Source organism: Paenibacillus sp. FSL R5-0749, assembly GCF_038595085.1.
Taxonomy (GTDB): Bacteria; Bacillota; Bacilli; order Paenibacillales; family Paenibacillaceae; genus Paenibacillus.
In genome coordinates this window covers 6,653,510-6,677,040 of sequence record NZ_CP152005.1, presented here as the reverse complement: position 1 = coordinate 6,677,040, position 23,531 = coordinate 6,653,510, and the positions used below count along the sequence as shown (strand labels likewise).

Genomic DNA, 23,531 nt, shown 5'->3' with positions numbered 1-23,531 from the left:
CGTCATGGACATACGAGTATAGCACTGATATAATGGACATATGAACACATATGACAAAATATTGGCAGCAGCTCTTAAGGTACTCGAGGAGGATGGCGGAGCCCAATTTACGACGCGAGCCGTAACTGCAATCGCTCAGGTTACGGCTCCTACACTCTACCACCATTTCGGCAATGCCGATGGTCTCCTGAGTGCAGCTATAGTGGAAGCGTTCAAACAGTTATTTGATAGCAAGATTGCCGCAGTGGAGTCCCCCATTCCAGAGATGGCTCTTCGTCAAGGATGGGATGACTATGTGCGATTCGCGGCAACCCGTCCTCGGATTTATGCGGCGATGATGGGGAGGTTGCTCGAGGGCGCCCATATTGAGGCGGCAGATCACTCGTACCAAGCACTAGTGCACAATGTTCAGAGAGTCGCCGTTGAAGGCAAACTGGCTGTTTCAGCCCAGGCTGCGGCAGATCTGGTCTGGGCTTCCGCCAATACGGCCTCTTGGCTGTATGTGACGGCCCAGATTCGTAAGGCATCCCCACCCCAACCCGATGTCGTTGATCTCATTCGGGAAAGCGTAATGCAGATCATATTGATCCAAAGGCCGGACGCCGATTCAAAATGAGGGATTCGATGACAGAGCCTGGGGACTTCAGGCAAAGCCCTAATTTAGAAGAAGTAAAAGAAAGATCGCTTATCCAACCTGGACTTCCAGGAGGATGGCGATCTTTTTTATGTTTGGATAATGCGACATTAAACGCACCCCCATTTCCATAAGTTCAACGCAACGATAAATCTCAACCCCTCCCGCCATAGTACTTCGTGAGCTTCGAGTGCATCACGCCAAGCCCGTCAAAACGATGTTCGGGCAGCAGGACAACACTTCAAAAAAAATATAGCACTGCTATAGACATTTTTGTATAGCGCTGCTATAATGTTCGTATAGCACCGCTATACCATGATCCATATCTTATCAAACCTAGGAGGGTTATCATGTCATTCAAAACGCAAGAACTGGTCATGGTCACAGGTACGTCCAGCGGCATCGGTAGGGCTACCGCGGAGCAGCTGGCCGCTGAAGGATTTCACGTTTTGGCGGGGGTTCGTCGTCAGGAAGACGCCGACAAAATCAAACGCAAAAATATCGAGCCGGTGATCGTCGATGTTACCAATATCGACTCACTAAAGGCGCTGGCTGAACGGGTGGAGCAAGATCCGCTTGGTCGCCCTTTGCGGGCAGTGGTCAACAATGCCGGCATCGCCGTTAATGCACCTCTTGAAATGGTTCCGCTTGATGAATTTCGTCGCCAGTTTGAAGTCAGTGTGATCGGACAGGTGGCGGTTATTCAGGCACTTACCCCGGCCTTGCTGAACAGCGGCGGTCGCGTGGTCAATATTGGTTCGGTTGGAGGCAAGATCTCCATGCCTGGTTTCGGAATTTATTCGGCTGCAAAGTATGCTATGGAAGCGATCAATGACAGTCTTCGCAGGGAGATGTCCTCTTTTGGTCTCAAGGTGATTATGATCACTCCGGGTGGTGTTAGCACTGGCCTGTCGGAACAAGGGATTACGACAGCGGACCGGCTGGCCAAGTTGATGACACCGGACCAGCACCATCGTCATGATCGTCTCTTTGACGCCGTGAAGGCTCAGGCTGAAACGTGGGCAAAGGACGGTATTCGCCCTGAGAAAGTGGCAGCAGTGATTTCACGCGCAATCCACGAAAGAAAGCCCCGCACCCGCTATACGGTCGGTTCCGATTCGGCACTGCTGACTCGACTGGTCCGTATTCTCCCAGACAAACTTCTCGACCGGATGCTCCGCAGTCAGATGAAACTGCAGTAATGGGCATTTTCACATACCCACTTGGACAAAAAGCTATACGAAGTGTTTATACATTAGGAGGAATTAGCATGAACGATACAAAGAACCGTTACGTTACTGTACTCTGGGAGGCGAGAGCCAAGGCAGGGAGAGAAGCCGAGATGAAGGCATTCATGGCTGCTGCTGTCACTCCGTCACGCAACGACCTGGGCAACATTGACTATGAGGCTCACGAGGTAGAAGGTCAGCCGGGCACATTCATCATCTACGAGCGCTGGGTAAACCGGGATGCCCTCGATCGGCACCTAAGCGCCCCCCGGATGCAGGAACTGGTGCCTCAGCTCTTAGAGCTGATGGAGGGATCCATTGAGCAAGGAATTCGACTCCTGCAACCGTTCCGCCCAGCGCAGTAAAATGCAACACCGCACGGAACTTATTAAGTTCTGTCTGGAAAGCGTGACAGATATTTTCGTGAGCGGTTAAAGACTTTAGTGGAGGAGGCAACAATACCTAATGGTACTCCTATTGCGTAAAAATAAGACTCTAAGCGCCTCATCCTTATAATCAGTGTTTGACGAATAGAGCACCAGGAGGTGTTGACTGCATTCCAGAAGAATGCAGTCTTTGTAGCGGTTAAGATTCCGTGTAGCAGTGGAAGCTTCTTTCCTCCCAGACACTGCGAAGTAACGGGGAGAAGGTTAGTAGCATCGGCCGCTACCTCACTTGAACCGATCCATTAATTAAAGGATGTACTTTGATTTCGTAGTCAACATTAATTTTCATATTTTCCCAATACTTCAACCATTGCTCTTCCGTTATTTCTTTAGAAAATGGCTTAAGCGAATGGGTTCCGACTTCTAAGGGATCCACTTTCCACCGTTGCATTCTTTTTATTAAATCTGACGTTTGTTCCTCAAGGTAGACCTTAACTTCATGAATTAACTGTTCCAATTGTTTCTCACTTTGAATATCCAATTCTCCCTGATATTCCTCCATTCTTCCTTGCAATCCCACATGCAAGGACAAGGTTGAATAGTCCTCTGATAATTTCATGCGAACATTGGATCGAACACGTCCTAAACTGATAGATAACTTTGGAATGGCCAAGACTTTTAGGAAATGATCATTATCCAGAAGTTGAAAAATGTTGTCGTCCAAGTCTTGAATGACCATGACTTCTTTATCGTTTTGGAATAAGGCTGTTCCTAGGTAATCGAAATTGTTCTTATCGGAATGAAAAACGGGCAGGATCGGATCCTTAAGAGGGGAGTATAACATCTTCATAAATTGATGAATATCGACGATGCTCATTTCACCTTGGTTATGTTTCTCGTAATGTTTTAACATCCGATAAAGAAAATAATCTTGGTTTTCTTGCTTCGTCAATTGATTTTTTATGTATTCATCAAAATCGCCTCTGACAATCAACAAGTAGACACGCGTTGAAATATCGGGATCAACCAATATCGTATTGATCATCTTTTCAATGCCTCCCTTTTTTGCCAGCTCCTCATTGATTAATAACATTCGTAGCTGCCCCTGCTTCAATTCCTGATAATAAATTAAATTAAATTCCCTGCCTCCCTGCTTTAACAGATCAACTTCCTTGGAGAGAAGACGCTTTTTTTCTTGAATGAGTGGTGGAACTAAAGTGCTGATTTTCAACTTTCCTTCTGTTCCCTCGCCAATCGACCAGAACACCACCGGAGCGATCTCCTCTATTAAGTTGTTCTCGACATAAGGAGAAGAACAGCCCGCCATCCACATAAGACATACACTCGCTAATAAACCATAGTGCTTGTACGGTAGCATAGCTACATACTCTCCTTTCGTTTAACTGCAGTGAAAAGGATCGCAGGAACAAGTAAATAAATGAATGCGCCGAGCCAGATTTGAATGTTCAGTAACATCTTTTGACCCGGAATCGTTTCCCATAACCATTGATCCATTAAGATGATGCTTATCAAAATGATGAACCAACTCGACAAAAATCCGATCCGAGTCGCGCCTTTGTTCATTTTTCTCATAAAGACTCTTCCGGCTCCATATAAACACAACAGAAGAATTGAAATGTCAAACACATAATTAAACATATGGAAGGAGATAAGGATGTGATCGATTCGTTCTAAACCGCTCGTTTGAATGTAACTTCCCATATATCCTATTGGAAAATTGATCTTGCTTAAGAAGTTGGAACCGTAAAACAATACCGAAGCAATGAACAATAATGAAAATTCTATGATCGTCAGCATGTTTCCAATCACCAGATATTTCGATATTTTTTTATTGGAGCTTAACCATGGAACCATAAAGACCAGATATACTGGACCGGAAAAGGCCGACCAAATAAACAGCAAACCCTGCCATGATTGTCCCGACCATTCAGTGGGGATAAGAGGATACAAATCGCGGTAATTTGCAATCGGCGGAAAGAAAAAAGGAATAAACATGATTACGATCCAAGCCCCGCAAAGAAAGGCGATGATGACAAAACGCAATGTTTTTTCCATTCCATGTGAAGCCACAAATAAACTGATCAAAAGAATCATTAGGATCAACCATTTTTTATTCATTGATGGATATATAAAACTATGGAGCATTTCAACGTATCCCAGTGTGATGATTGAAATTTTGAACAATATGATCAAAAAACCAAGTATCGCGAAAACCTGAACTGCCCGTTTGCCAAAAAGCTGCAAAAATCCTTGATAGCCCTTCGCTGCATAACTGGAATTAAACCATTTGGACATCATCATCAAGTTAAGTTGGGACAGCAGTCCCATCACGACAATTCCCCAAACCATATACGAATGGACCAAATAAACGGGCATGATTAAAATAAAATAATGCATTTGCATGCGATTGACCAAAAAAAGAAAATAAATTCCACCAATAGGGGAAGTTCGATTGTATAAGAATAAACTTCTCACTTCTTCATCTCCTTCCGCGATTTCCGCAGTGGTTTTAGATATTTCGGACGTGTTTTCATCCAAATTAAAGGGCCGCGGATAAAGAGATCGATCCAATCCTTCCCATGAAAAGGAGAAATCGGGGCTAAATAAGGTTGACCTAATGACGTTAATCCATGGAGATGTGCAAGAATCCCAATCAGCCCGATTACGATTCCCGGCAACCCAAGAAACGAAGCAAGGATAAGAAGAACAACTTGCAACAGCACCATGGATTTTGTCATTTGATAATTGGGAACTAAAAAGAAAGCAATAGCCGATATACCCATCAATACAATTAACACCTTACTTGCAAAGCCTGCTTCGACAGCCGCTTGTCCAATGACGATACCACCGATAACCCCTAGCGTTTGACTGGTTTTGGTCGGCATTCGCAAGCTCGCTTCTTTGATGATTTCCAGCGTTACGATCATGAATAATCCTTCCACAAACGGAGTAAAGGGCAATTTGCTTCTCGATTCCAATAATACGAAAAGAATCGGAAGTGGAACCATTTGGTAATGAAATGTCGTTAACGCAACATAAAAAGGAATCATCGTCAAAGAAACAATAAAACTCCCATACCGGATTAAACGTAAAAAACTGGCTATCGGCCAACGAAGAAAGTAGTCTTCTGGTGATTGGAATAGATGAAATAAAGTAATAGGACACACTAGGGCAAACGGTGAATTGGAGACTAATATTGTCAACTTTCCCTCACCTAATGCGTAGGCGCATGCATCCGGCCGATCCGTTTGTAGAAACTGTGGAAAGACCGTATGATTATGATCTTCAATAAAAGCTGCAAGCTGAGAGGAGTCTAAAAATTGATCAAAATCCACACTATTAATTTTATCTCTTGCGAGGGAAACAAATTCTGGATTAGTTAATCCGTCTATGTACATTAACACGACCTTCGTTTTACTTAATGAACCGATAGTGAAGCTTTCCGTTTTTAATGTCGTTATAGGTAAACGCCTGCGCAACATGGTAATGTTTTTATCGATTTGTTCACTGAAGCTGTCTTTCGCTCCATATATAACCGTTTCCGTTTCGGAAGGTTCTACTGCACGACCAAGAGGGTTTTCCAGTTGCACACTTAACCATTGATTGTTGACTGAATCATATAGAAGAATGAATCCTTGCATTATTTTTTGCTCTGCATCTTCGATCGATATAACTTCTGAAAGTTTGGAGTTGGTTAAGCAGGAAGAAAGCGAATTGCCGTCAGATCGATGAAGTGGCTGAATAATCACCTCGTTTAAACGTTCTTGATTGATTAACGTATTTATGTACAAAAGATGGACTGAAGCACTGGGACCCATGCTGTGCTCAACAACTTCGGCATCATCCATATGGTTTAATTTCTCTTTTAATTCATCAAGCCATGTGGACATGTAATGATTTTTCATTTGAGGATCATATTCTTCCGCCATAGTCTGTTTCTCCTTCCTTAAAGTAATCAAAATCATGTCGTGTTATCTTGCTCTGTAATCGGAAAAATTATACAACCGTTAATTTGCATTTCAAACCGCATTACGTTTCAGGTTTGATGGCGTATAAAGCAGTTTACGATCTTCTTAAATTAAAAAAAACGAACATGCTATTGTTGTTGTCCAGCGATATCTAGAGACAGAAAAAAAGAACGGTCTCCAAAGAGCCGTTCTTGGCAAGCAATAAAGAAAGGTACATACCCGTTATGAGTACAAGTTAACATGGAGAGCTGTCCATCAGGGTACAATGCCCCGTGGAACAGCCCCTCTTTTCATGCCATCATCTAAGGCTTCAGGATGAATTTAATGCACTCATCCGCATGGTTATAGAAAGTGTTATACGCATTATGCGCCTGATCGAGCGGCACTTTATGCGTGATGATCTCCGTGGGATCGAACTCGCCTGCCACAATTTTTTGATACAGCATCGGCATGTAATGAATCACGGGCGCCTGTCCCATGGTCAACTTTACGTTTCGTTCCCAAATGTTTCCGAACATAAACTGGTTGTATTTAGAACCGTATACCCCCGTAATCTGAATCGTGCCGAATTTCCGTACCGCATTCATCGCGATGTTGATCGGGCTGAGCGTTCCGCCAACCAGCTTGGCCTTCTGCTCTTCCTCCTCCAAGGGGGTCTTCTTGCCGTCCATTCCAACGCAATCGATGACGACATCCGCACCCCCGCTCGTTATTTCTTTTATATGCAGCCCCATGTCTTCGAAATCTTCAAAGTTGAAGATTTCGACATTATTCATTTTTTTGGCATGGTTCAGTCGGTACGGAAGATTGTCGACCGCAATGACCCGTTTAGCTCCTTTCATCCAGGCGAATTTTTGTGCCATCAAGCCCACAGGGCCACAGCCGAGTACCACCACCGTATCTCCCTTCTTCACGCCGCCATTGTCCACGCTCCAATAGGCTGTCGGCAGTACGTCGGATAGGAAGAGGAGATTCTCATCCTCCAATTCGCATGACTCCGGAATAACGAAGGGCATAAAATTGCCGTACGGCACGTATAGCAATTCGGCTTGTCCGCCCGAATAATTCCCGTAACGTTCGGTAAATCCAAAGTAAGCTCCCGTATCCACTTGGGGATTGGGGTTGGAGTTGTCGCATTGGCTCTCCATTTCATGCTGGCAGTAATGACAGCTCCCACACGAGATATTGAACGGGAGCACAACCCGGTCCCCTTTTTTGACTTTTGTCACCTCGGGGCCCACTTCTTCGACAATGCCCATCGGTTCATGTCCAACCACGTATCCGGGTTGCGCTTGAATCGCCCCCTGGTATATATGAAGATCGGAACCGCATATGGCGGTCGAGGTGACCCTGACGATAATCCCGTCGTTTTTCTGAATCGTTGGATCCGGGACCTGCTTCACTTGCATGTTCTTCATTCCACCGAATGTTACAGCTTTCATAATCGCCCTCCTGTAATAACATGCTTTGAATTCTGCACGAATGGATCTATTATGGAATTGGAGAGTGAGGATTATGCATTCGTGTTTTTTCTGATATTGCTACTCCATTATTATATGAAATCCCTATTTCGTGGGGTTGTGTCCAGAGATCAATATTTATTAGTTAAGGCAAGCCAGACGCTTCGGGTACGTTACTTTAGCAAAAACCAGAAAAGAAAGGGCCATCCCACAAAAGGATGGCCTTAATATTTATCTCTAATTGCAATTATCGAATCACAGATTTATTGAGAAACCTCATTTTTTAATACTCTCTGCAAACAGGTTTTCAAATAAAACCTTCTAATTACAATTTTACCGATCGTCCTATTGCTCTCCAAAAATTTGTGGGCTTGACGGAGATTCTCTGCTGAGATGGGTCCAAGAACCTCGGTCAGTGTTGTCTTTAATTTTTGATGGTCCACAGCATCAGCAATACGATTAAGCAATAAATGCTGCTCAATCATGTCATCTGTTTCGTAAATAGCGCGAGTAAACATAAACTCCCATACGAAGGTGACGCTTTTTTGCTTAAGCAATTTGAGGTCCAGTGGAGAGGGTGGATCATCAATTGCGCTTACAACGCCTTGCGGAGAGATAGCTTCGCTAATACCGGCCCAGTGTTTTTCCAACGCATTCAGGCAAAAAATATACGGAACGTTTGTAAATCCAATTGCTTGAAGTTGTGGAAGGAGCGGTTCATGGTGATTAATGGTATAGTCCGCGCCCATCGATTTAACCCAGTTAACCGTTTCCGATCGGGAAGCAGTTCCGACTACAGTAAGCCCCGCTTGTTTTGCAAGCTGAGTGGCAATGGAACCTACACCCCCGGCTGCACCAATGATCAGCAGAGTCTTTCCTTTATTGAGGCCCGGATCTTGGGAAATAGACATTCGGGTGAATAATGCTTCCCAAGCTGTAATGGAGGTTAGGGGAAGAGCGGCGGCTTCCACAAAACTTAAGGAAACAGGTTTGCGCCCGACGATTCGTTCATCGACCAGATGGTATTCACTGTTTCCGCCTTGTCGTGCAATACTGCCAGCATAAAAAACTTCATCTCCGGGACGAAACAATGAACAGTCCGGTCCTGTCTCTTCCACGACCCCTGCTACATCCCAACCTAGAATTTTAGGGTTTTCCTCCACTCTTTCCTTAGGAGCTCGTACCTTTGTATCTACAGGATTGACCGATATGGCCGCAACTTTGACCAAAATGTCACGACCTGTTGCTTTTGGTTTTTCTACAACTATGTCCACCAGGCTTTGGGGATCGTCAATTGGAAGGTAACGAGTTAATCCTACCGCCTTCATTGTAGTCATGATGAACCACATCCTTTCCTTATTAGTATGCCCTTTATTAGTACTATATTGAAATGATCACTAGCCTTAAGGTCTTAAGCATAAATGAATTTTAGTTGAATACAGAGGTGAAGGCCAATTAAACGAATTGATTTGAAAAGTAACGCCAGGGAGATCATATAAAGGAAGGAACGATGAGTGGAGGCTTAATTGTTTGATTCCGGAATATCTATTTCTTTTATGATTTCTGCTATCCGATTTTTTCCCCATTCATACATCATTTCAACGATAGGAAGTAGAGTCATTCCCAATTCAGTCATGGAATATTCCACTTTGGGTGGAACTTCTGGATAAACCTCGCGATGAACTATTCCATCTTCCATCAGTTCTCTTAATTGATTCGTTAAAATTTTATGAGATATTTTTGGAAAAAGCCTTTGCAGATCACTAAACCGATAGGGTCCTTCTACACCTAAATGCCATAAAATAACAATTTTCCATTTACCACTTAGAATGGATAAGGTAAGTTCTTTTTCACAATTATAATCACCATTTATGATCTTTTCTTTAACTTCATCTCTAAAAGTATCTGGCATAGGCTCGTACCCCCTTATTCCTATCAATTGTAACCTGTAGGTAACCTTCTTACACAAAAGTGCATTCTTCACAGTGAAGAAAACAAGCAGTAGAATGAAATAGTCGTCTTACCGGCAAATCTTTTTCACTACCTAGGAGGAACTACAAATGAGTAAAAAAGCACTCTTTATTATACCACCAGAACGTTTCAATGAGGACGAATTATTTCAACCAAAAGCCGAATTGGAAAGCAACGGAATTGATGTGACCATTGCAAGTACAAAAACAGGTGAAATCATAGGGGATTATGAAGGTAAAGCAACTGCTGAGGTCATTTTCTCAGACGTTATTGCTTCTGATTATGATGTTGTATCCGTTATTGGTGGATCCGGCACGAACGATCATCTATGGGGGAATCAAGAATTACAAGATTACTTGAAACAAGCGTACACGGATAAAGTTCTTGTAACAGGAATCTGTGCAGGTGCGGTTACTGTAGCTAAAACCGGTTTACTTACCGGAAGAGAGGCTACTTGTTATCCAGTAGATGTACAAAAAGATCAATTAAAAGCGAATAAAGTAACATATGTTGAAAAACATGTTGTTGCTCATGATGATATTATCACTGGTGATGGTCCAGATGGTGCTAAAGAATTTGGAGAATCTTTGGTAAAAGCATTAAGCTAATTCTACATTTCCTCCTTGAAATTTTATATAATCGCGGGGCTGTCTCAAAAGCCCTTAAAAATATACATCGGTGAAAAGAATGAACACCGATACGTTCAAACGGGACAAAGCAGAGATTCATCCTGCTTTGTCCCGTTTGCGTTTTCGTCATGTTGTACAATTTTAAATTTTAAGAAAGCAGAGCTATGGCGTTTTATATTTTCAATTCACTAATTAATTCCTCTTCATGCTATGTAAGAATAAATTCTCGCAATCATACATCCTCTATTCTTCCAATTCTACTATTACCACTTCAATTTTTGTAATTCCATCAGGTAAAAACAACTGTCATCACGTTCTTGTTCAGTTTTTGTTTAGAGTAAATGATTATACTAAAAATCGCAATAAATCTGGAGACGGGAAGAAGGTAATAAACGTTGCAATAGATCGTTTTTGAACAGTGTGGGTTGTAGACGAAGAAGCACAAGGACTTTGCTGTATTAGGATGCAGTATATTTTACATTTCATTTTTGTACGGAGGAAATAAGGATGAACAACGGTATTAAAAAATGTATTTCAATTCTGCTTACGGTGTGTCTAATGTTTGGGGTTAGTGGTTTGGCCCCTTTGGACGGCTCAGTGGCCAATGCGGCAATCGCGCCAACTATGGCGGAGACGAATTACGGTCAATACCAGGTCAAGTTAACTGCTGACCCGGTGACGGATACGCCGCCTAGCGGTTTTGGTTCAGCTGCATCAGACGGGCGTATCTGGACGGACAAGAGCGTCACAGCAGAGGGTGATGGCAGTTTCAATGTGAAATTGTCAGCGCTAGCACAAGAATATATGACGGCAAATTCGACCAATCCAGGTGTCGGAGGGAGCGGCAGTGCTGACGGTCCTGCGGCAGATGTAACCTTCATATTGGACATGAGTTCGTCTATGGGCAATATGAATGGCAGAGAAATAGCGGAAACAGCAGGTGGACCCGGTGTATACTATCGTGTCGAGGCGATGGCCAAGGCTGCCAATGATGCAATCCGCACAGTCATGGATGCCAATCCCAATAACCGCGTTGCCGTTTATTGGTTTGGAGGATCGGCTAACGCCAACCACCTCGGCACGTTTATGGAACTAGGACATTACAATTTTAGTTCAGGACATGGAGCGGAAGATTATTTGAAATATGCAACGAACCAAACCATCACGGTGAACAGTAATCTGACCAAGGATGGCGGTGCTGTTGGAACACAATCGGCAGTTTCGTTGGGGGCAGGAACACCAACACAGGATGGCATCATGTATGGCGTTTCGAAGACGATGAGAAATGTGGGAACCAAGGGTGCGGGACCTAAGCGCCAGCCGTATTTGTTCCTTCTATCGGACGGGGCGGCGATTCATGCCAAGAAGGCATGGTATTCTTCGCCAAAAGGCAAATCATTTGAAACGGATTATAACAATGCATTAACCGAAGCTACAACGATCACAAACTATAATCAGAGTGGCACTGATGGTACCAAATATGTGCCAGCTGCTGCCGGTACCAGTCTGGCCAATACAGGCGATCCGGAGATCGCAGCGCTGACTATACTCACCGGCGCTTATATGAAGGGTCTCCTGGATAGTCAGTACACTGCCTATAATGGAGGAGAATCCACTCAGGCCAAAGTGTATACGGTTGGACTGGGTTCCACTACGGCAATTAATGGACCATATAGTGGTAGCCAGCCAGTCTACGCATGGGCGGGTCTTGACCCGAAAAGAGTTAACGATCATAAAGAAGATAGTGATTATAACTATGGTACGGCAAAGAACACGTATGAAAGGTTGAAAACGTATGCGGCCCAAGGGCCAAATGGTTTTAACTACGCAGATTCCTTTGTCTACAGCAATTATTATACATTTGCTCCGACCTATGACATCGTCAGCTCAGCTTTTGCTGGATTGGCCAATGATGTAGAAGCTACTACAACCATACTTCCACTTCTGAATATACCGGAGACTACCGATCTTGGCTCAGAGACGGCTGATATAGCCAGTGCCATCGTGGTCACAGACGAAATCAGCGAGGACTTTAGCGTGGATCTGTCCACCTTGAGAATCGGGGATGCTGTTGCAGCGGTGGATACAACTACGACCATAACCGGAGGAACAGCCTACCAGTTTGCTGGCTACGGGAGCAGGGCTGTCATCAAGACGGTAGCAGGCGTGAGCAGTCTGACCTGGTATATTGACGCTGAAGATATGCAGAAGCATATTTACCGGTTCAAAAACCGGACCAACCCACAGTCTGGGGAGTATAGTCCACCAACAGAAGGTTCTTTTAAGCTCAGCTATAAAGTAAAACCGACTTTTCAGGTATCACCAAATCAAGTCGGGGAAATATCCCGCTATCTCAACTCGGGTAATGCTATCGATGGGGCCAAGACAGCAGCTTATTTCTTCCCGCCTACGGACAGCCCTTATTATCTTGCTTTAACGAATAAGCAGACGATCTCCAAAACAGATGGAATCGGTGCATCGTACGTAACCGAGGAGTCGCTGAACCAGGGCAAGGCGACGATGAAACTTGGAAACAATGGTAGACTTGATCTGATGATAGGAATCGACAAGAAAGGTCCAGCTACAGTTCAAACGAACGGTTCTATGGACTATACAGTCACCATTTATAACTATACCAATACGGCAAAAACAGGACTCAGCGTCACCAGTGACGGTCAAACTCAAACGGGAATTGATGTTCCCGCGAACGGAAGCAAAGTGCTCACGTTTACTATAACGGCACCAAGCACGCAGCAGACATTAGTCAGCGATAATGCTGTAATAACGGGATTGAACCTGGGTTCCAATACAGTAACTACCAATGTAACGGATGTAACAACAGCAGTAATCACTACACATGTCATCGGAACTGTTGGTGGGACGACTGCAGGGGATAACACCTATAATATCGGTGATTCAGCGACACTTACAGCTAGCCCGGATCAAGGCTATATATTCGTGGGATGGTATGACAACACAGCAGGCACAGGTACTCCAGTAAGTATGGATTCAGCCTATACGTTTACCGTTCAGACGGATGAAGACTATTATGCTAAATTTGATACACTGCCTTTCGCTGAAAATGACACTTATAGTGTCTTGCGGGGAGATACGCTCACCGTTCCGGTGGCAGAGGGTATCTTACTGAACGATACAGATGCGGGTAATCGTCCACTTACGGCGGTGAATATCGGCTCAATCAGTGATCCGAGCAAAGGCGATCTTAATGTGAATTCAGATGGCTCATTTACGTTCGTGGCGGATAGCGAAGCGTCTGGTACTGTGACGTTCACCTACCAAGCTGATAATGGAATTGCCCTTTCGAATGAAGCTACGGTGACAATCACGATTACGCTACCCGTTTCTACACATGAGCCTGTGGCAGAAAATGATAATTATCGCATAAAGAGTGGGGATACACTCACCGTTCCAGTCGAGACAGGTTTGCTCTCGAATGATAAGGATGATGAGGATCATCCGCTCACCGTAATGAATATCAGCTCCATCAGCGATCCAAGTATGGGCACGCTGAATGTGGACCCAGACGGATCGTTCACGTTCAGTGCGGAGGAGAACACATTCGGTAAGGTGACGTTTACGTACCAAGCCTTTGACGGAACTGTTCATTCGAGTGTAGCGACGGTGACGATCACAATTACGATGCCAATCACTACGCATGTCATTGGGAATGATGGCGGCACGACTTCGGGTGATGATACTTATGGATTAGGCGAAACAGCTATAATTACGGCTAATCCGGCTGTAGGCTATTCATTCACAGGTTGGTATGACAATGAAGAAGGTACAGGCAGTCCAGTAAGTACAGCTGCGGCGTATACCTTTACTGTTCATGCAGCTGGAGACTATTATGCAAAATTCAGAGCGGTACCTGTTGCCAAGAATGACAGCTATCAGGTTGTCAGAGGAAATACGTTGACTGTCCCGGTAGAAAACGGAATCTTATCCAACGATACTAGCGCAGGGAATGATACCCTCATTGCAGTGAATATCAGTTCAATTAGCGACGCAAGCAAAGGTACGCTGACTGCCAGTTCGGACGGTTCCTTCACGTTCGAGGCAAAAGAAGGAGCTTCCGGCAGTATAACGTTCACCTATCAAGCCTCTGACGGAACAGGTCAGTCCAATATAGCGACGGTGACAATCACAATGACCAACCCGAGCATTGCCGGAACGGTCATGGATAAAAAAACCGGGAATCCGATCTCAGGCGCGACAGTGATTCTACGTGACCTTGCAGGTAAAGAGAAGGGACGGGTCACATCGGGTTCAGATGGCAAGTACACCTTTGAAGATGTTGTGATCAATAAATATATGTTAGAAGTGATTAGCGACAAGTATAGCCGTGCTCATAGAGAAGTTTCCGTATCTACGATCAACGGCAATGGGAACGGGGTTGTTATTCAGGACTTCGAGCTTGTGGAGTTCGAAATAACGTTGACAGCCAACCCATCGTCGATACTTGGTAACGGTACATCTACATCCATCTTTAAGTCGGTAGTGACTGATAAAGAAGGTCATCCTCAGGCAGGGATTGAAGTCGTATTTGATGTGCCAGATACAACGTATGGTCATTTTATTGGAAACTCCAACACAGTAAGTGTCTTAACGGATGCCGATGGCATCGCAACTACAACCTTCACCGCGGCAGTTCTTGGTGGTACGGGGTCTGCGGACATACCGCTGACGGCAACGGTTGACGATAAACCTAGAGGTCTCCATGTGAGTGACACCATCTATATTGCCATCACCCCTGGTGTTATTACGGGCATTGTCACAGACCAGGCAGGTCACCCTGTAAAAGGGGCTTTAATCAAAGTAAGCAAAGATTTTGACGGTGACGGCATTACTGATTTTTATGCTGTTGCAGTTACTGCAGGTGACGGGGCATACACCCTGGCTATACCACAGGGTAATGTGACGTACGATGTATCCATTACGAAGCAAGTAGAAATCGGCGGGCAGAAAAAATCCGTCACGTTTAATCAGAGTGTTCCAGTAAACGCTAGTGTGGATGGCCGATCCTTTGAGGGGAATAAAACAGTCTCTGGTGTTGTCTTGGTGGAAACATCGCAGGGTGGATCCCTGGCACTCAACGGAACAGTGGGCGGCGGTTACACGGTTATAATCAATGACGGCAATGGGGCTCATTCAGGCCAAGTTGACTCTGATGGAATATTCAATATCGACAGTGTGCTTAAGGGCAGCTACATTGCTAATGTCATCTATAACATTCCGCTTCCGGGCGGTGGAACACAACCTGTTGTTGTCGGCCATGCTGATATTGAAATCAGTTCAGACGGACAAATCAGTATTAGTGAGGTACTCATTGACCCATACGGTACAATTACCGATTCCGTAACCGGTCGTCCAATATCCGGTGCAATCGTTACGCTTCATTACAGTAACGGAACGGTGGTCAACTTGCCACCTGTGGTCAATTTCCCACCAGCGGATAACGCGAACCCACAGACGAGCGATGCGACTGGGCAGTATGCGTTCATGGTGTTTCCGCATACAGATTACTACTTAACCGCGACCAAAGCAGGTTATAAGGACTTTGATAGCAGAGTTGTCGATACGAACCAGCCGCTAATTCATGTAGGTACGGAAATTGTGCTGTACGACTTTAGCATGACGCCACTGCCGACATCCAACGGAGGGGGCTCTCCGGTGGTAACGCCTGATCCCGTCAAGCCGCCAGTCACAACGACGGAGCCTCCGACAACCATAACGACCAAGCCAATCGACTTTGCCACAGCCATTCTTGCGGACAAAATGAAGGGCAGAGAAGGCGATATTCTAACCTTTACGGTGATTTACGGCAATAAATCGTTAACTGAGGCTGATGGATTGTATGTTAAATCTACGATTCCGGCGGGAATGAGTTTAGTTGATGCAAACGGTGGCATCGTTACAGGCCAAGAAATAAAATGGAATGTTGGTAAGCTGGCGGGAGACACGCGTGGCCAACTGACGTTTAAATTAAAGGTTAACGAAATGACAGAAGGCGAGATCTATGCTTCTGTTACGGCAGAGGTCGGCTCAGATCATAAGCTTACGCTTATAAATACACAAGACGATACGTCCTTGATTAAAGTGATGTTGTACTCTAATCGTTATGAGCACAAACATGACCGTTATATTATGGGGTACCCAGACGGTAAGGTGAAACCGGAAAAGCTCATCACTCGTGCAGAGATTGCAGCTATTTTTGCCCGGACGCTTCATTTGCAAGATGAGGTTCGACACGTCGAGCTGTACAGTGATGTTGCTACAGATTACTGGGGTGCCGATTATATCGAAGCTGTTGCAAATAAAGGAATATTTAAAGGCTATGCGGATCATACATTCAGACCGGATCAGCCCATTACAAGAGCAGAGCTGGCAACAGCCATTGCGCGTTATCTTGGTGTTGCCAAAGAGCTGAAGATGGACCATATCTTGAGAATCAGTTCGTTTACAGATATTGAGGGGAACTGGGCGGAGCAGTCCATCGATGAAGTTTTTCGTTTCGGTATCGTATCAGGGTATAAAGATGCTTCCTTCCAACCTGGAAGTCAGATTACCCGAGAGGAAGCCGTTAAGATGATTAACGGAATGCTGTATAGAGGTCCTCTGACTGGAGCGGAACCTTCATATCCAGACAACCGTTTGGACAAATGGTCATTTGGACATGTTGAGGAAGCAACGAGAACCCATACGTTTAAGATCAATGAAGATGGCTCCGAAACGATGCTGAAGTACATCCCCGAAGATCTGTGGTAATCTTGCATCGTGAACATACTTGAACTTAATAGAATGTGCACGCTATCTTGAGCTAATCTGAGGAATCGAATAGATTCCTCAGATTTTTTTACTATCCGGTGAGGTGCATACAAGTTGGTGAGTGGATCGGAAAACGTTAGATACCAGAAAAGAGCCGCAAAGTATGCGGCTCATTGTACTATAGTTATTCCGTGCCCATCCATTTACCTTTTAGCGACCGCCCGTATTCGAAGCCCAGACAGGAATCCAACTATTTGGATAATAGTCATTGGTCAGAGTTGTGTTATAGAGAACTAGATTACCATCACTTTGCATGACTAGTGTGTCACCTGTTGTGTTAGATGGTAAGCTGCCCCCATGATGACCTGGAATCCATGAGGTGGTGTTGGGAGACCAAGCAGCTACCTGTACAGAAGTATCAATCACCAAAACTTTATCCCATCCCCAACCAGTATAATATTCGTATTTACCTGTAGCCGGGTTGAAACCATAACGATAACCATATTGGTACACATCTTGATATTTCATGCCATATTTATACATGACAGGTTTTCCGTATTGTGGTTCAAACTTGAACGAAAGAGCCCCACTGTTACTGGTACCGCTACTCCAAAGAGAAGAACCATTCTGATAGATGACAAAATTCCCGTCATTCTGCCAAATGGCTGAAAATCTGCCATCCTGCGAAGTGAGATAGTCTCCCTTAGCCATACTTTGGCCGATCGTGAGCTTATCTCCAAGATAGCCGGCAGAAGCGGTCGCTGGTACGGCAAATGCAAGAATCAACAAGCAAGCCAAAAAAACTCGAAAAGATTTGGGGAAAAATAAATGATTCATTGGACACACTCCTATATTCCTTAGAATGGTTGAGACTTCATACGTAATACCATAAACTCTTACAGATCATGCATATGGCGACGCAGTGTTCGGTTAGGAGTGGTGAAAGAGCAATCAACACATCCCCCAATGATAATTAAAGGGAAATCAGATATACAGCGCTCTCCGGTTCACCTCCTTTAATAGACAAAATTAGTGGCTTGAATGCACTATATGTAAATGGATGTGTTGCCTGGAGTGGAGGGGTTGAGAGCTCAATGGAAACTTGTTATTCAGCTGACTATGTAGGTGATTGCTTCAAATATATTACTTTTTATTCCATTATAGCAACTAAAAAGATAAAATACATTATTTTCTATGAAAATCTATCTATTCAATAGAGGAAGACATCTGCTTGGGAAATGATATATTTTTATTTGTGGGTATAGGAATTCGAACGTATGTGTCGAATTGATTAGATTAAATTTGAAGTATTTAAGAGGGAATTGATTTTATTGAGTAGTCCAGAGAGCGTTAAGAGGAGGAGCATATGTATTTAAGGAAGAAGATTGGAATTATTGTTCTGGTGGTATCCCTAATGGCAGGATTGTTGTGTCTCAAAGCATCAGATAAGGTGTATGCTGCGGCTCCAACATCAACAATTTCGATGGAATATGCGCTGCTGGGAATTGGCAGCACCGCAAAGGTATTCTTTACGTTCTCAGAACCGGTACAAGGGTTGGACAATGGAGACTTAACGGTTCCGGAAAGCGGCACACTGACTGCACCGGTCTCTTCGGATGGAGGTTATACGTGGACGGCAACTCTCACACCTAAACCAGATATTACAGATGCGACCAACGTCATAACCCTGAACAACGAAGGTGTGATGAATCTAGACGGTATTGTAGGTGTGGGCACGTCCACTTCGAGTAATTATACTATTGATACATTAAGACCGACAGCAACCATTGTTGTAGCCGATACGGCTCTAACCGCTGGGAAGACATCACTGATCACCATCGCATTTTCCGAAACAGTGACCGGCTTTAACGTTGCCGACCTATTAGTAGAGAATGGTACGGTGAGAGGCCTTAGTTCCTCCGATGGAGGTATAACATGGACCGCGACATTAACGCCAGATATTGGTATCACCGATGCGACCAACATTATCACGCTTGATAATACCGGTATTCGTGATATTGCGGGCAATACGGGTACGGGGACAACGCCTTCGAATAATTATGAGATCTATACCGCCCGGCCAACGGCAACGATTGTCGTAGCCGAGACAACGTTGAATATTGGCAAGATGTCTGATGTGACCTTCACCTTCTCTGAAGCAGTGACCGGTTTTACGCTAGCCGACCTTGTGGTGACGAATGGAACTATTACCAATCTGGCTACGAATGACAATATTACGTATACAGCAAAATTTACTCCTACCGCCGGCATCACTGCGGGAACGAACAAGATTACACTCCATAATACGGGTGTAGTGAATCAGGGCGGCATATCAGGTACAGGTACAACGGATTCCAATACCTTCGCCATTGATACGGTCAGACCGACAGCAACCATTAACGTCGCCGATATGATTCTGACTGCCGACAAGACATCAGAGGTCACCTTTACATTTTCGGAAGCAATTACAGGATTTACTAATGAGGACCTGACCGTTGCAAATGGTACGCTGAGTACTGTGCATACATCTGATGAGGGGATTACATGGACTGCGACATTGATACCAACTGTAGGAATTGATGATGGAACCAATGTCATCACGCTTGATAATTCGGGCATTAGCGATATGGCAGGCAACGCAGGCACAGGAACGACTACTTCGAATAATTACGCAGTCTATACCTCCCGACCAACGGCAACGATTGTTGTAGCTGATGGAACGCTGACTCTTGGCAAAACATCCTTGGTAACAATCACATTCTCTGAGGCAGTGTCAGGTTTTGATAACACAGATCTGACGATTGCAAGCGGTACACTGACTACTGTCCGTTCAACCGATGGGGGAGTGACGTGGACAGCAACGTTAACCCCGCATGCGAATGTGAACAAATCGGTCAATGTCATCACCCTTCAAAATACGGGAGTGTCCAATGGTGCAGGTAACGCAGGACAGGGAATAACGGAGTCGAATCCGTACTCTGTTTTTACTGTACAGCCAGTACAAACAACAAGTCCGAGCAGTCCTTCTTTACCAATCGCCCCGATAGACAATATAGTCAAATCAACAACAGGTAAAATAACCGTTCCGATTGGTAAGTCAGGGTTGGTTAGCCTGGGCAAAGAGATTGAAATCTCAATTCCAGCAGGGGCATCATCTCGTGAGCTGACTTTATCCATTGATAAAGTTTCCAATACGGAACCTTTGCTAACACATAAAGAAATTCTGGCCAGCCCGGTATTTGAACTTATGAAGAATTTTACGGAGAACTTCCTCATACCGATAAAACTGACGTTTACATTTGATTCAACAGGTCTTGAGCGTCATCATTCGGCAGCTGTTTTTTATTTTGATGAAGTGAACAAGACATGGGAGAAAGTAGATGGAGGTATTATTCAAGGGAATCAAATCACAGTCGAGGTCAATCACTTCACGAAGTATGCTGTCCTTGTTGTTGATCAAACTAGTGGAAAGCCCATCTTGAATACTCCAGTTGAACCGGCGACGGGATTGGACTTTAGCGACATCTCGGGACATTGGGCTGAAGCAAGAATTCAACAAGCGTTAAGCAGCGGTATAATCACCGGATATCCCGATGGAACGTTTAGTCCGGGGAAGAACGTTACACGTGCTGAGTTCTCAGTCATGCTGATGAACGCGTTGAATTCACAAAAAGCTGGGGCAGAACTGGTATTCTCAGATACAACGGAAATCGGATCTTGGGCCAAATGGGCAGTCTCGCAAGCAGTGCAGGAGGGCATTCTTAGCGGTTATCCCGACGACACGTTCCGGCCGAATGCCAATATCACACGTGTCGAGATGGCCATGATGGTTGCGAATGCGCTTAAGGTACCCACTACAGGCAATGCTGCAACATTTTTTTCAGATGATAAATCTATTCCTGTGTGGGCAAAAACCTCTGTGGCCGCGCTGAAGGAACTTGGCCTTGTCGAAGGAATGGGAAACAATAATTTCATACCTAAATCACCAACCACTAGAGCAGAGGCCGTTGTTCTATTAATGAACATGTTAGAGCATAAAGAATTATAGTTAACCGAGCAATATCTCGATCTCTATTTTTTATGAGCCGTTATATGAAGGTAATAAGGGCACCCTGCGGGGTGCCTTTATGTTTAGCCAGTAGTAAACACACCTCTTCTCTATCATTCTCCCAAATATTTTTACAACCATTTGATATTTTCTATGACTTTTCTGAATTGAACTATGGTAAAATATCTCAGGATCGATAATTGGAGAGGGGTTATGTAATTCATGTCTTGGAAAAACGTTCTGGGCAAAAGCACAATTCGTATCGCTACTACTGCACTATTACTCACACAACTACTGGGGGCAGCAGGTTCAGTCTCTGCCGCAGGCAATGATGTAGAAGTACACTTGATTGGAATCAATGATTTTCATGGTCAGTTAGATACCACATCGATCGTTGGTGATAAAAAGGCAGGATCGGCTCCAATTCTAGCAACCTACCTGAAAGAAGCTCAAGCCAAATATGAAAACTCCCTACTCTTCCATAATGGAGATTCTGTTGGTGCATCGGCTCCGGTCTCATCTATGGATCGCGACGAGCCTACCATGGAATGGATGAATATGATGGGATTTGATGTAGGGTCTCTGGGGAATCATGAATTTGACCAAGGTGTTGCTGCTTTGAAGGCACAGATCTTTGGTGGCCTGGATCCAAAAGAAGGTAAGGTAACACATGCTGGTGCAAAATTTGATTACGTTAATGCAAACGTCATTGAAACCGCTACCGGAAAAACACTGATCAAGCCTTATGTAATCAAAGAAGTAGGCGGAGTCAAAATTGGATTCATCGGACTAGTGACCAAATCAACACCTGGCAAAGTATCCCCATCGGGTACAGCTGGTGTGCGTTTCTTAAGTCCGGAAGAAGAAGTTGAAGCCGTTAATAAATATGCAAAAGAATTGCAAGATCAAGGTGTAGAAACGATCATCGTGTTGGCACATGATCCAGCAACCACTAAAGAAGGCGTAACGACTGGAGAAGCAGCTGATCTGGCAAAAGCTTTACCAGCAGATTCCCCTGTTGACGTAATCGTTGCAGGTGACAATCATGCTTTGGCTAACGGTGAAGTGAACGGAAAGCTGATCGTTCAAGCGTATTCTTATGGTACGGCTTTTGAAGATATCAAGCTGATGATTGATCCTGCAACGGGGGATGTAACTGAAAAATCAGCTACGGTTACAACGACTCTCCAAGAGGGTGTAAAAGAAGACCCTGAAACATTGGCAATTATCAAGAAATCATTGGACAAGCACCCTGAACTGACGAAGCCAGTGGGCACAACAGATGGTTCTGTTTTGCGTACAGATGCCTACAATAATGAAGCGCCTCTGGGCAACCTGATTGCAGATGCAATGCGTGATGCTGACTTTGGGGATAAAGCAAGCGCTGCTGACTTCGCATTTATGAATCCAGGTGGTATTCGTGCCGATCTGCCAAAAGGCGATGTAACCTTTGCTGATCTTGCGAAAATTCAACCATTCGGTAATACATTAGTGAAACTGGAGCTGACTGGCGAACAGGTTAAAACCTTGTTGCAACAGCAATGGGGTACCAATGCTGACGGTACACCAAACACCAAGACACTACAAATCTCGGGTTTGAAATACGCTGCAGATTTCAACAAGCCTGTTGCAGAGCGCATTACGGGTCTTAGTCTGGAAGACGGCACAGCCATTGATCCTGCAAAAACATATACGGCTGTCGTTAACAACTTCATGGCTGCAGGCGGAGACAACTATAAAGTGCTGATGGATGCCAAATCATCCTTGGCAGGTCCGATCGATCTGGATGTATTCTACGACTACATTGTCAAAACATTTAAAGGCGGTAACATTGAAGCCAAAAATGAAGGACGTATCACTAACGTGGCTGCATCTACTGAGCCAACAGAAACACCTGCGACTACAGAAGTCATTTCTCGTGCTGAATTTGTAAGTGCGTTGGTGGATATGTTGAAATTAAATGAAGTAACTACAGCACCTGCATTCAAGGATGTAGCGGTTGATGCGACCTATGCAGATGCGATTGCTGAAGCTACGCATGCTGGATTCATCCAGGGCTACGGTGGAAACTTCTATCCTGATCGGGATATCACACGCGAGGAAGCTGCTACAATTCTTGCTAAATTGGTAAAAGGTCAAGCGACCGATAAAGAGACTGCCACGATTATTGCTAGTTTCGAAGATGGTAAGTCCGTGTCTACCTATGCAATGAAACCTATGGTAAAACTGATTAATAAAGGTATTCTTGGTGGAATAGATCAAAAATCACTTCAACCAAAACAAGGCCTTACTACTAATGATGCCAAAGCATTAATTGAGAAAACAGTTGCAGCTAAAGCTTCATAATGTAGAACTTATTTAAACCTTATAATCAAAGGGGTTCTTCCTGGTAAAGGAAG

The 23,531-nt window shown here is 44.5% G+C and carries 14 protein-coding genes; 7 read left to right on the top strand and 7 right to left on the bottom strand.

Annotation, left to right across the window (positions count from 1 at the left end; translation table 11 throughout):
• Positions 1 to 40: 40 nt before the first annotated feature.
• The 3 genes from MKY85_RS29705 to MKY85_RS29695 all read left to right on the top strand — a co-directional run bounded on the left by MKY85_RS29705 (position 41) and on the right by MKY85_RS29695 (position 2,228).
• Positions 41 to 616: a TetR/AcrR family transcriptional regulator gene (locus MKY85_RS29705; RefSeq protein ID WP_339258092.1), complete on the top strand. Its 576-nt coding sequence runs from the start codon at positions 41 to 43 to the stop codon at positions 614 to 616.
• Between the two features lie 368 nt (positions 617 to 984).
• On the top strand, positions 985 to 1,836 hold the full coding sequence (locus tag MKY85_RS29700; RefSeq protein ID WP_253442214.1) for an SDR family oxidoreductase: 852 nt from the start codon (positions 985 to 987) through the stop codon (positions 1,834 to 1,836).
• A complete protein-coding gene (locus MKY85_RS29695; RefSeq protein WP_339258088.1) occupies positions 1,836 to 2,228 on the top strand; it encodes a putative quinol monooxygenase in 393 nt (130 codons plus the stop codon). The genes MKY85_RS29700 and MKY85_RS29695 overlap by 1 nt, the downstream gene beginning before the upstream one ends.
• A 301-nt stretch (positions 2,229 to 2,529) precedes the next feature.
• Here MKY85_RS29695 and MKY85_RS29690 read toward each other — a convergent pair whose 3' ends face one another.
• The 6 genes from MKY85_RS29690 to MKY85_RS29665 all read right to left on the bottom strand — a co-directional run bounded on the left by MKY85_RS29690 (position 2,530) and on the right by MKY85_RS29665 (position 9,610).
• A complete protein-coding gene (locus MKY85_RS29690; protein WP_339238848.1) occupies positions 2,530 to 3,627 on the bottom strand; it encodes a Ger(x)C family spore germination C-terminal domain-containing protein in 1,098 nt (365 codons plus the stop codon).
• A 2-nt stretch (positions 3,628 to 3,629) separates the two neighbouring features.
• Entirely contained in the window at positions 3,630 to 4,745 is a 1,116-nt protein-coding gene (locus MKY85_RS29685; RefSeq protein WP_339238846.1) for a GerAB/ArcD/ProY family transporter, read from the bottom strand.
• Positions 4,742 to 6,199: a spore germination protein gene (locus MKY85_RS29680; RefSeq protein WP_339238845.1), complete on the bottom strand. Its 1,458-nt coding sequence runs from the start codon at positions 6,197 to 6,199 to the stop codon at positions 4,742 to 4,744. The genes MKY85_RS29685 and MKY85_RS29680 overlap by 4 nt, the downstream gene beginning before the upstream one ends.
• A gap of 341 nt (positions 6,200 to 6,540) precedes the next feature.
• Positions 6,541 to 7,680, bottom strand: coding sequence for a zinc-dependent alcohol dehydrogenase (locus MKY85_RS29675; protein WP_253442204.1), 1,140 nt, complete (start codon positions 7,678 to 7,680; stop codon positions 6,541 to 6,543).
• Positions 7,681 to 7,961: 281 nt separating this feature from the next.
• Positions 7,962 to 9,035, bottom strand: a complete 1,074-nt coding sequence (locus tag MKY85_RS29670) for a zinc-binding alcohol dehydrogenase family protein (RefSeq protein ID WP_342571490.1) — start codon at positions 9,033 to 9,035, stop codon at positions 7,962 to 7,964.
• A gap of 185 nt (positions 9,036 to 9,220) precedes the next feature.
• A complete protein-coding gene (locus tag MKY85_RS29665) occupies positions 9,221 to 9,610 on the bottom strand; it encodes a helix-turn-helix domain-containing protein (RefSeq protein ID WP_253442200.1) in 390 nt (129 codons plus the stop codon).
• A 148-nt stretch (positions 9,611 to 9,758) separates the two neighbouring features.
• On the opposite strand from MKY85_RS29665, the gene MKY85_RS29660 reads away from it, so the two are divergent.
• Both MKY85_RS29660 and MKY85_RS29655 read left to right on the top strand, forming a co-directional pair.
• Positions 9,759 to 10,277 (top strand): DJ-1/PfpI family protein, encoded by a 519-nt coding sequence (locus tag MKY85_RS29660; RefSeq protein WP_339238842.1) that lies wholly within the window; start codon positions 9,759 to 9,761, stop codon positions 10,275 to 10,277.
• Positions 10,278 to 10,805: 528 nt separating this feature from the next.
• Positions 10,806 to 17,084, top strand: coding sequence for an Ig-like domain-containing protein (locus tag MKY85_RS29655; RefSeq protein WP_342571489.1), 6,279 nt, complete (start codon positions 10,806 to 10,808; stop codon positions 17,082 to 17,084).
• A 210-nt stretch (positions 17,085 to 17,294) separates the two neighbouring features.
• On the opposite strand, the gene MKY85_RS29650 is transcribed toward MKY85_RS29655, so the two are convergent.
• A complete protein-coding gene (locus MKY85_RS29650) occupies positions 17,295 to 17,921 on the bottom strand; it encodes a hypothetical protein (protein WP_253442194.1) in 627 nt (208 codons plus the stop codon).
• A gap of 529 nt (positions 17,922 to 18,450) precedes the next feature.
• Here MKY85_RS29650 and MKY85_RS29645 point away from each other — a divergent pair.
• Both MKY85_RS29645 and MKY85_RS29640 read left to right on the top strand, forming a co-directional pair.
• Entirely contained in the window at positions 18,451 to 21,132 is a 2,682-nt protein-coding gene (locus MKY85_RS29645; RefSeq protein WP_342571488.1) for an Ig-like domain-containing protein, read from the top strand.
• A 222-nt stretch (positions 21,133 to 21,354) separates the two neighbouring features.
• Entirely contained in the window at positions 21,355 to 23,478 is a 2,124-nt protein-coding gene (locus MKY85_RS29640; protein WP_342571487.1) for a 5'-nucleotidase C-terminal domain-containing protein, read from the top strand.
• Positions 23,479 to 23,531 lie beyond the last annotated feature (53 nt).

Bases quoted from the DNA above. Each gene is read 5' to 3' on its own strand.
- MKY85_RS29705 (WP_339258092.1), top strand. From the start codon at position 41: ATGAACACATATGACAAAATATTGGCAGCAGCTCTTAAGGTACTCGAG.
- MKY85_RS29700 (WP_253442214.1), top strand. From the start codon at position 985: ATGTCATTCAAAACGCAAGAACTGGTCATGGTCACAGGTACGTCCAGC.
- MKY85_RS29695 (WP_339258088.1), top strand. From the start codon at position 1,836: ATGGGCATTTTCACATACCCACTTGGACAAAAAGCTATACGAAGTGTT.
- MKY85_RS29690 (WP_339238848.1), bottom strand. From the start codon at position 3,627: ATGCTACCGTACAAGCACTATGGTTTATTAGCGAGTGTATGTCTTATG.
- MKY85_RS29680 (WP_339238845.1), bottom strand. From the start codon at position 6,199: ATGGCGGAAGAATATGATCCTCAAATGAAAAATCATTACATGTCCACA.
- MKY85_RS29675 (WP_253442204.1), bottom strand. From the start codon at position 7,680: ATGAAAGCTGTAACATTCGGTGGAATGAAGAACATGCAAGTGAAGCAG.
- MKY85_RS29670 (WP_342571490.1), bottom strand. From the start codon at position 9,035: ATGACTACAATGAAGGCGGTAGGATTAACTCGTTACCTTCCAATTGAC.
- MKY85_RS29665 (WP_253442200.1), bottom strand. From the start codon at position 9,610: ATGCCAGATACTTTTAGAGATGAAGTTAAAGAAAAGATCATAAATGGT.
- MKY85_RS29660 (WP_339238842.1), top strand. From the start codon at position 9,759: ATGAGTAAAAAAGCACTCTTTATTATACCACCAGAACGTTTCAATGAG.
- MKY85_RS29655 (WP_342571489.1), top strand. From the start codon at position 10,806: ATGAACAACGGTATTAAAAAATGTATTTCAATTCTGCTTACGGTGTGT.
- MKY85_RS29650 (WP_253442194.1), bottom strand. From the start codon at position 17,921: ATGAATCATTTATTTTTCCCCAAATCTTTTCGAGTTTTTTTGGCTTGC.
- MKY85_RS29645 (WP_342571488.1), top strand. From the start codon at position 18,451: ATGTATTTAAGGAAGAAGATTGGAATTATTGTTCTGGTGGTATCCCTA.
- MKY85_RS29640 (WP_342571487.1), top strand. From the start codon at position 21,355: ATGTCTTGGAAAAACGTTCTGGGCAAAAGCACAATTCGTATCGCTACT.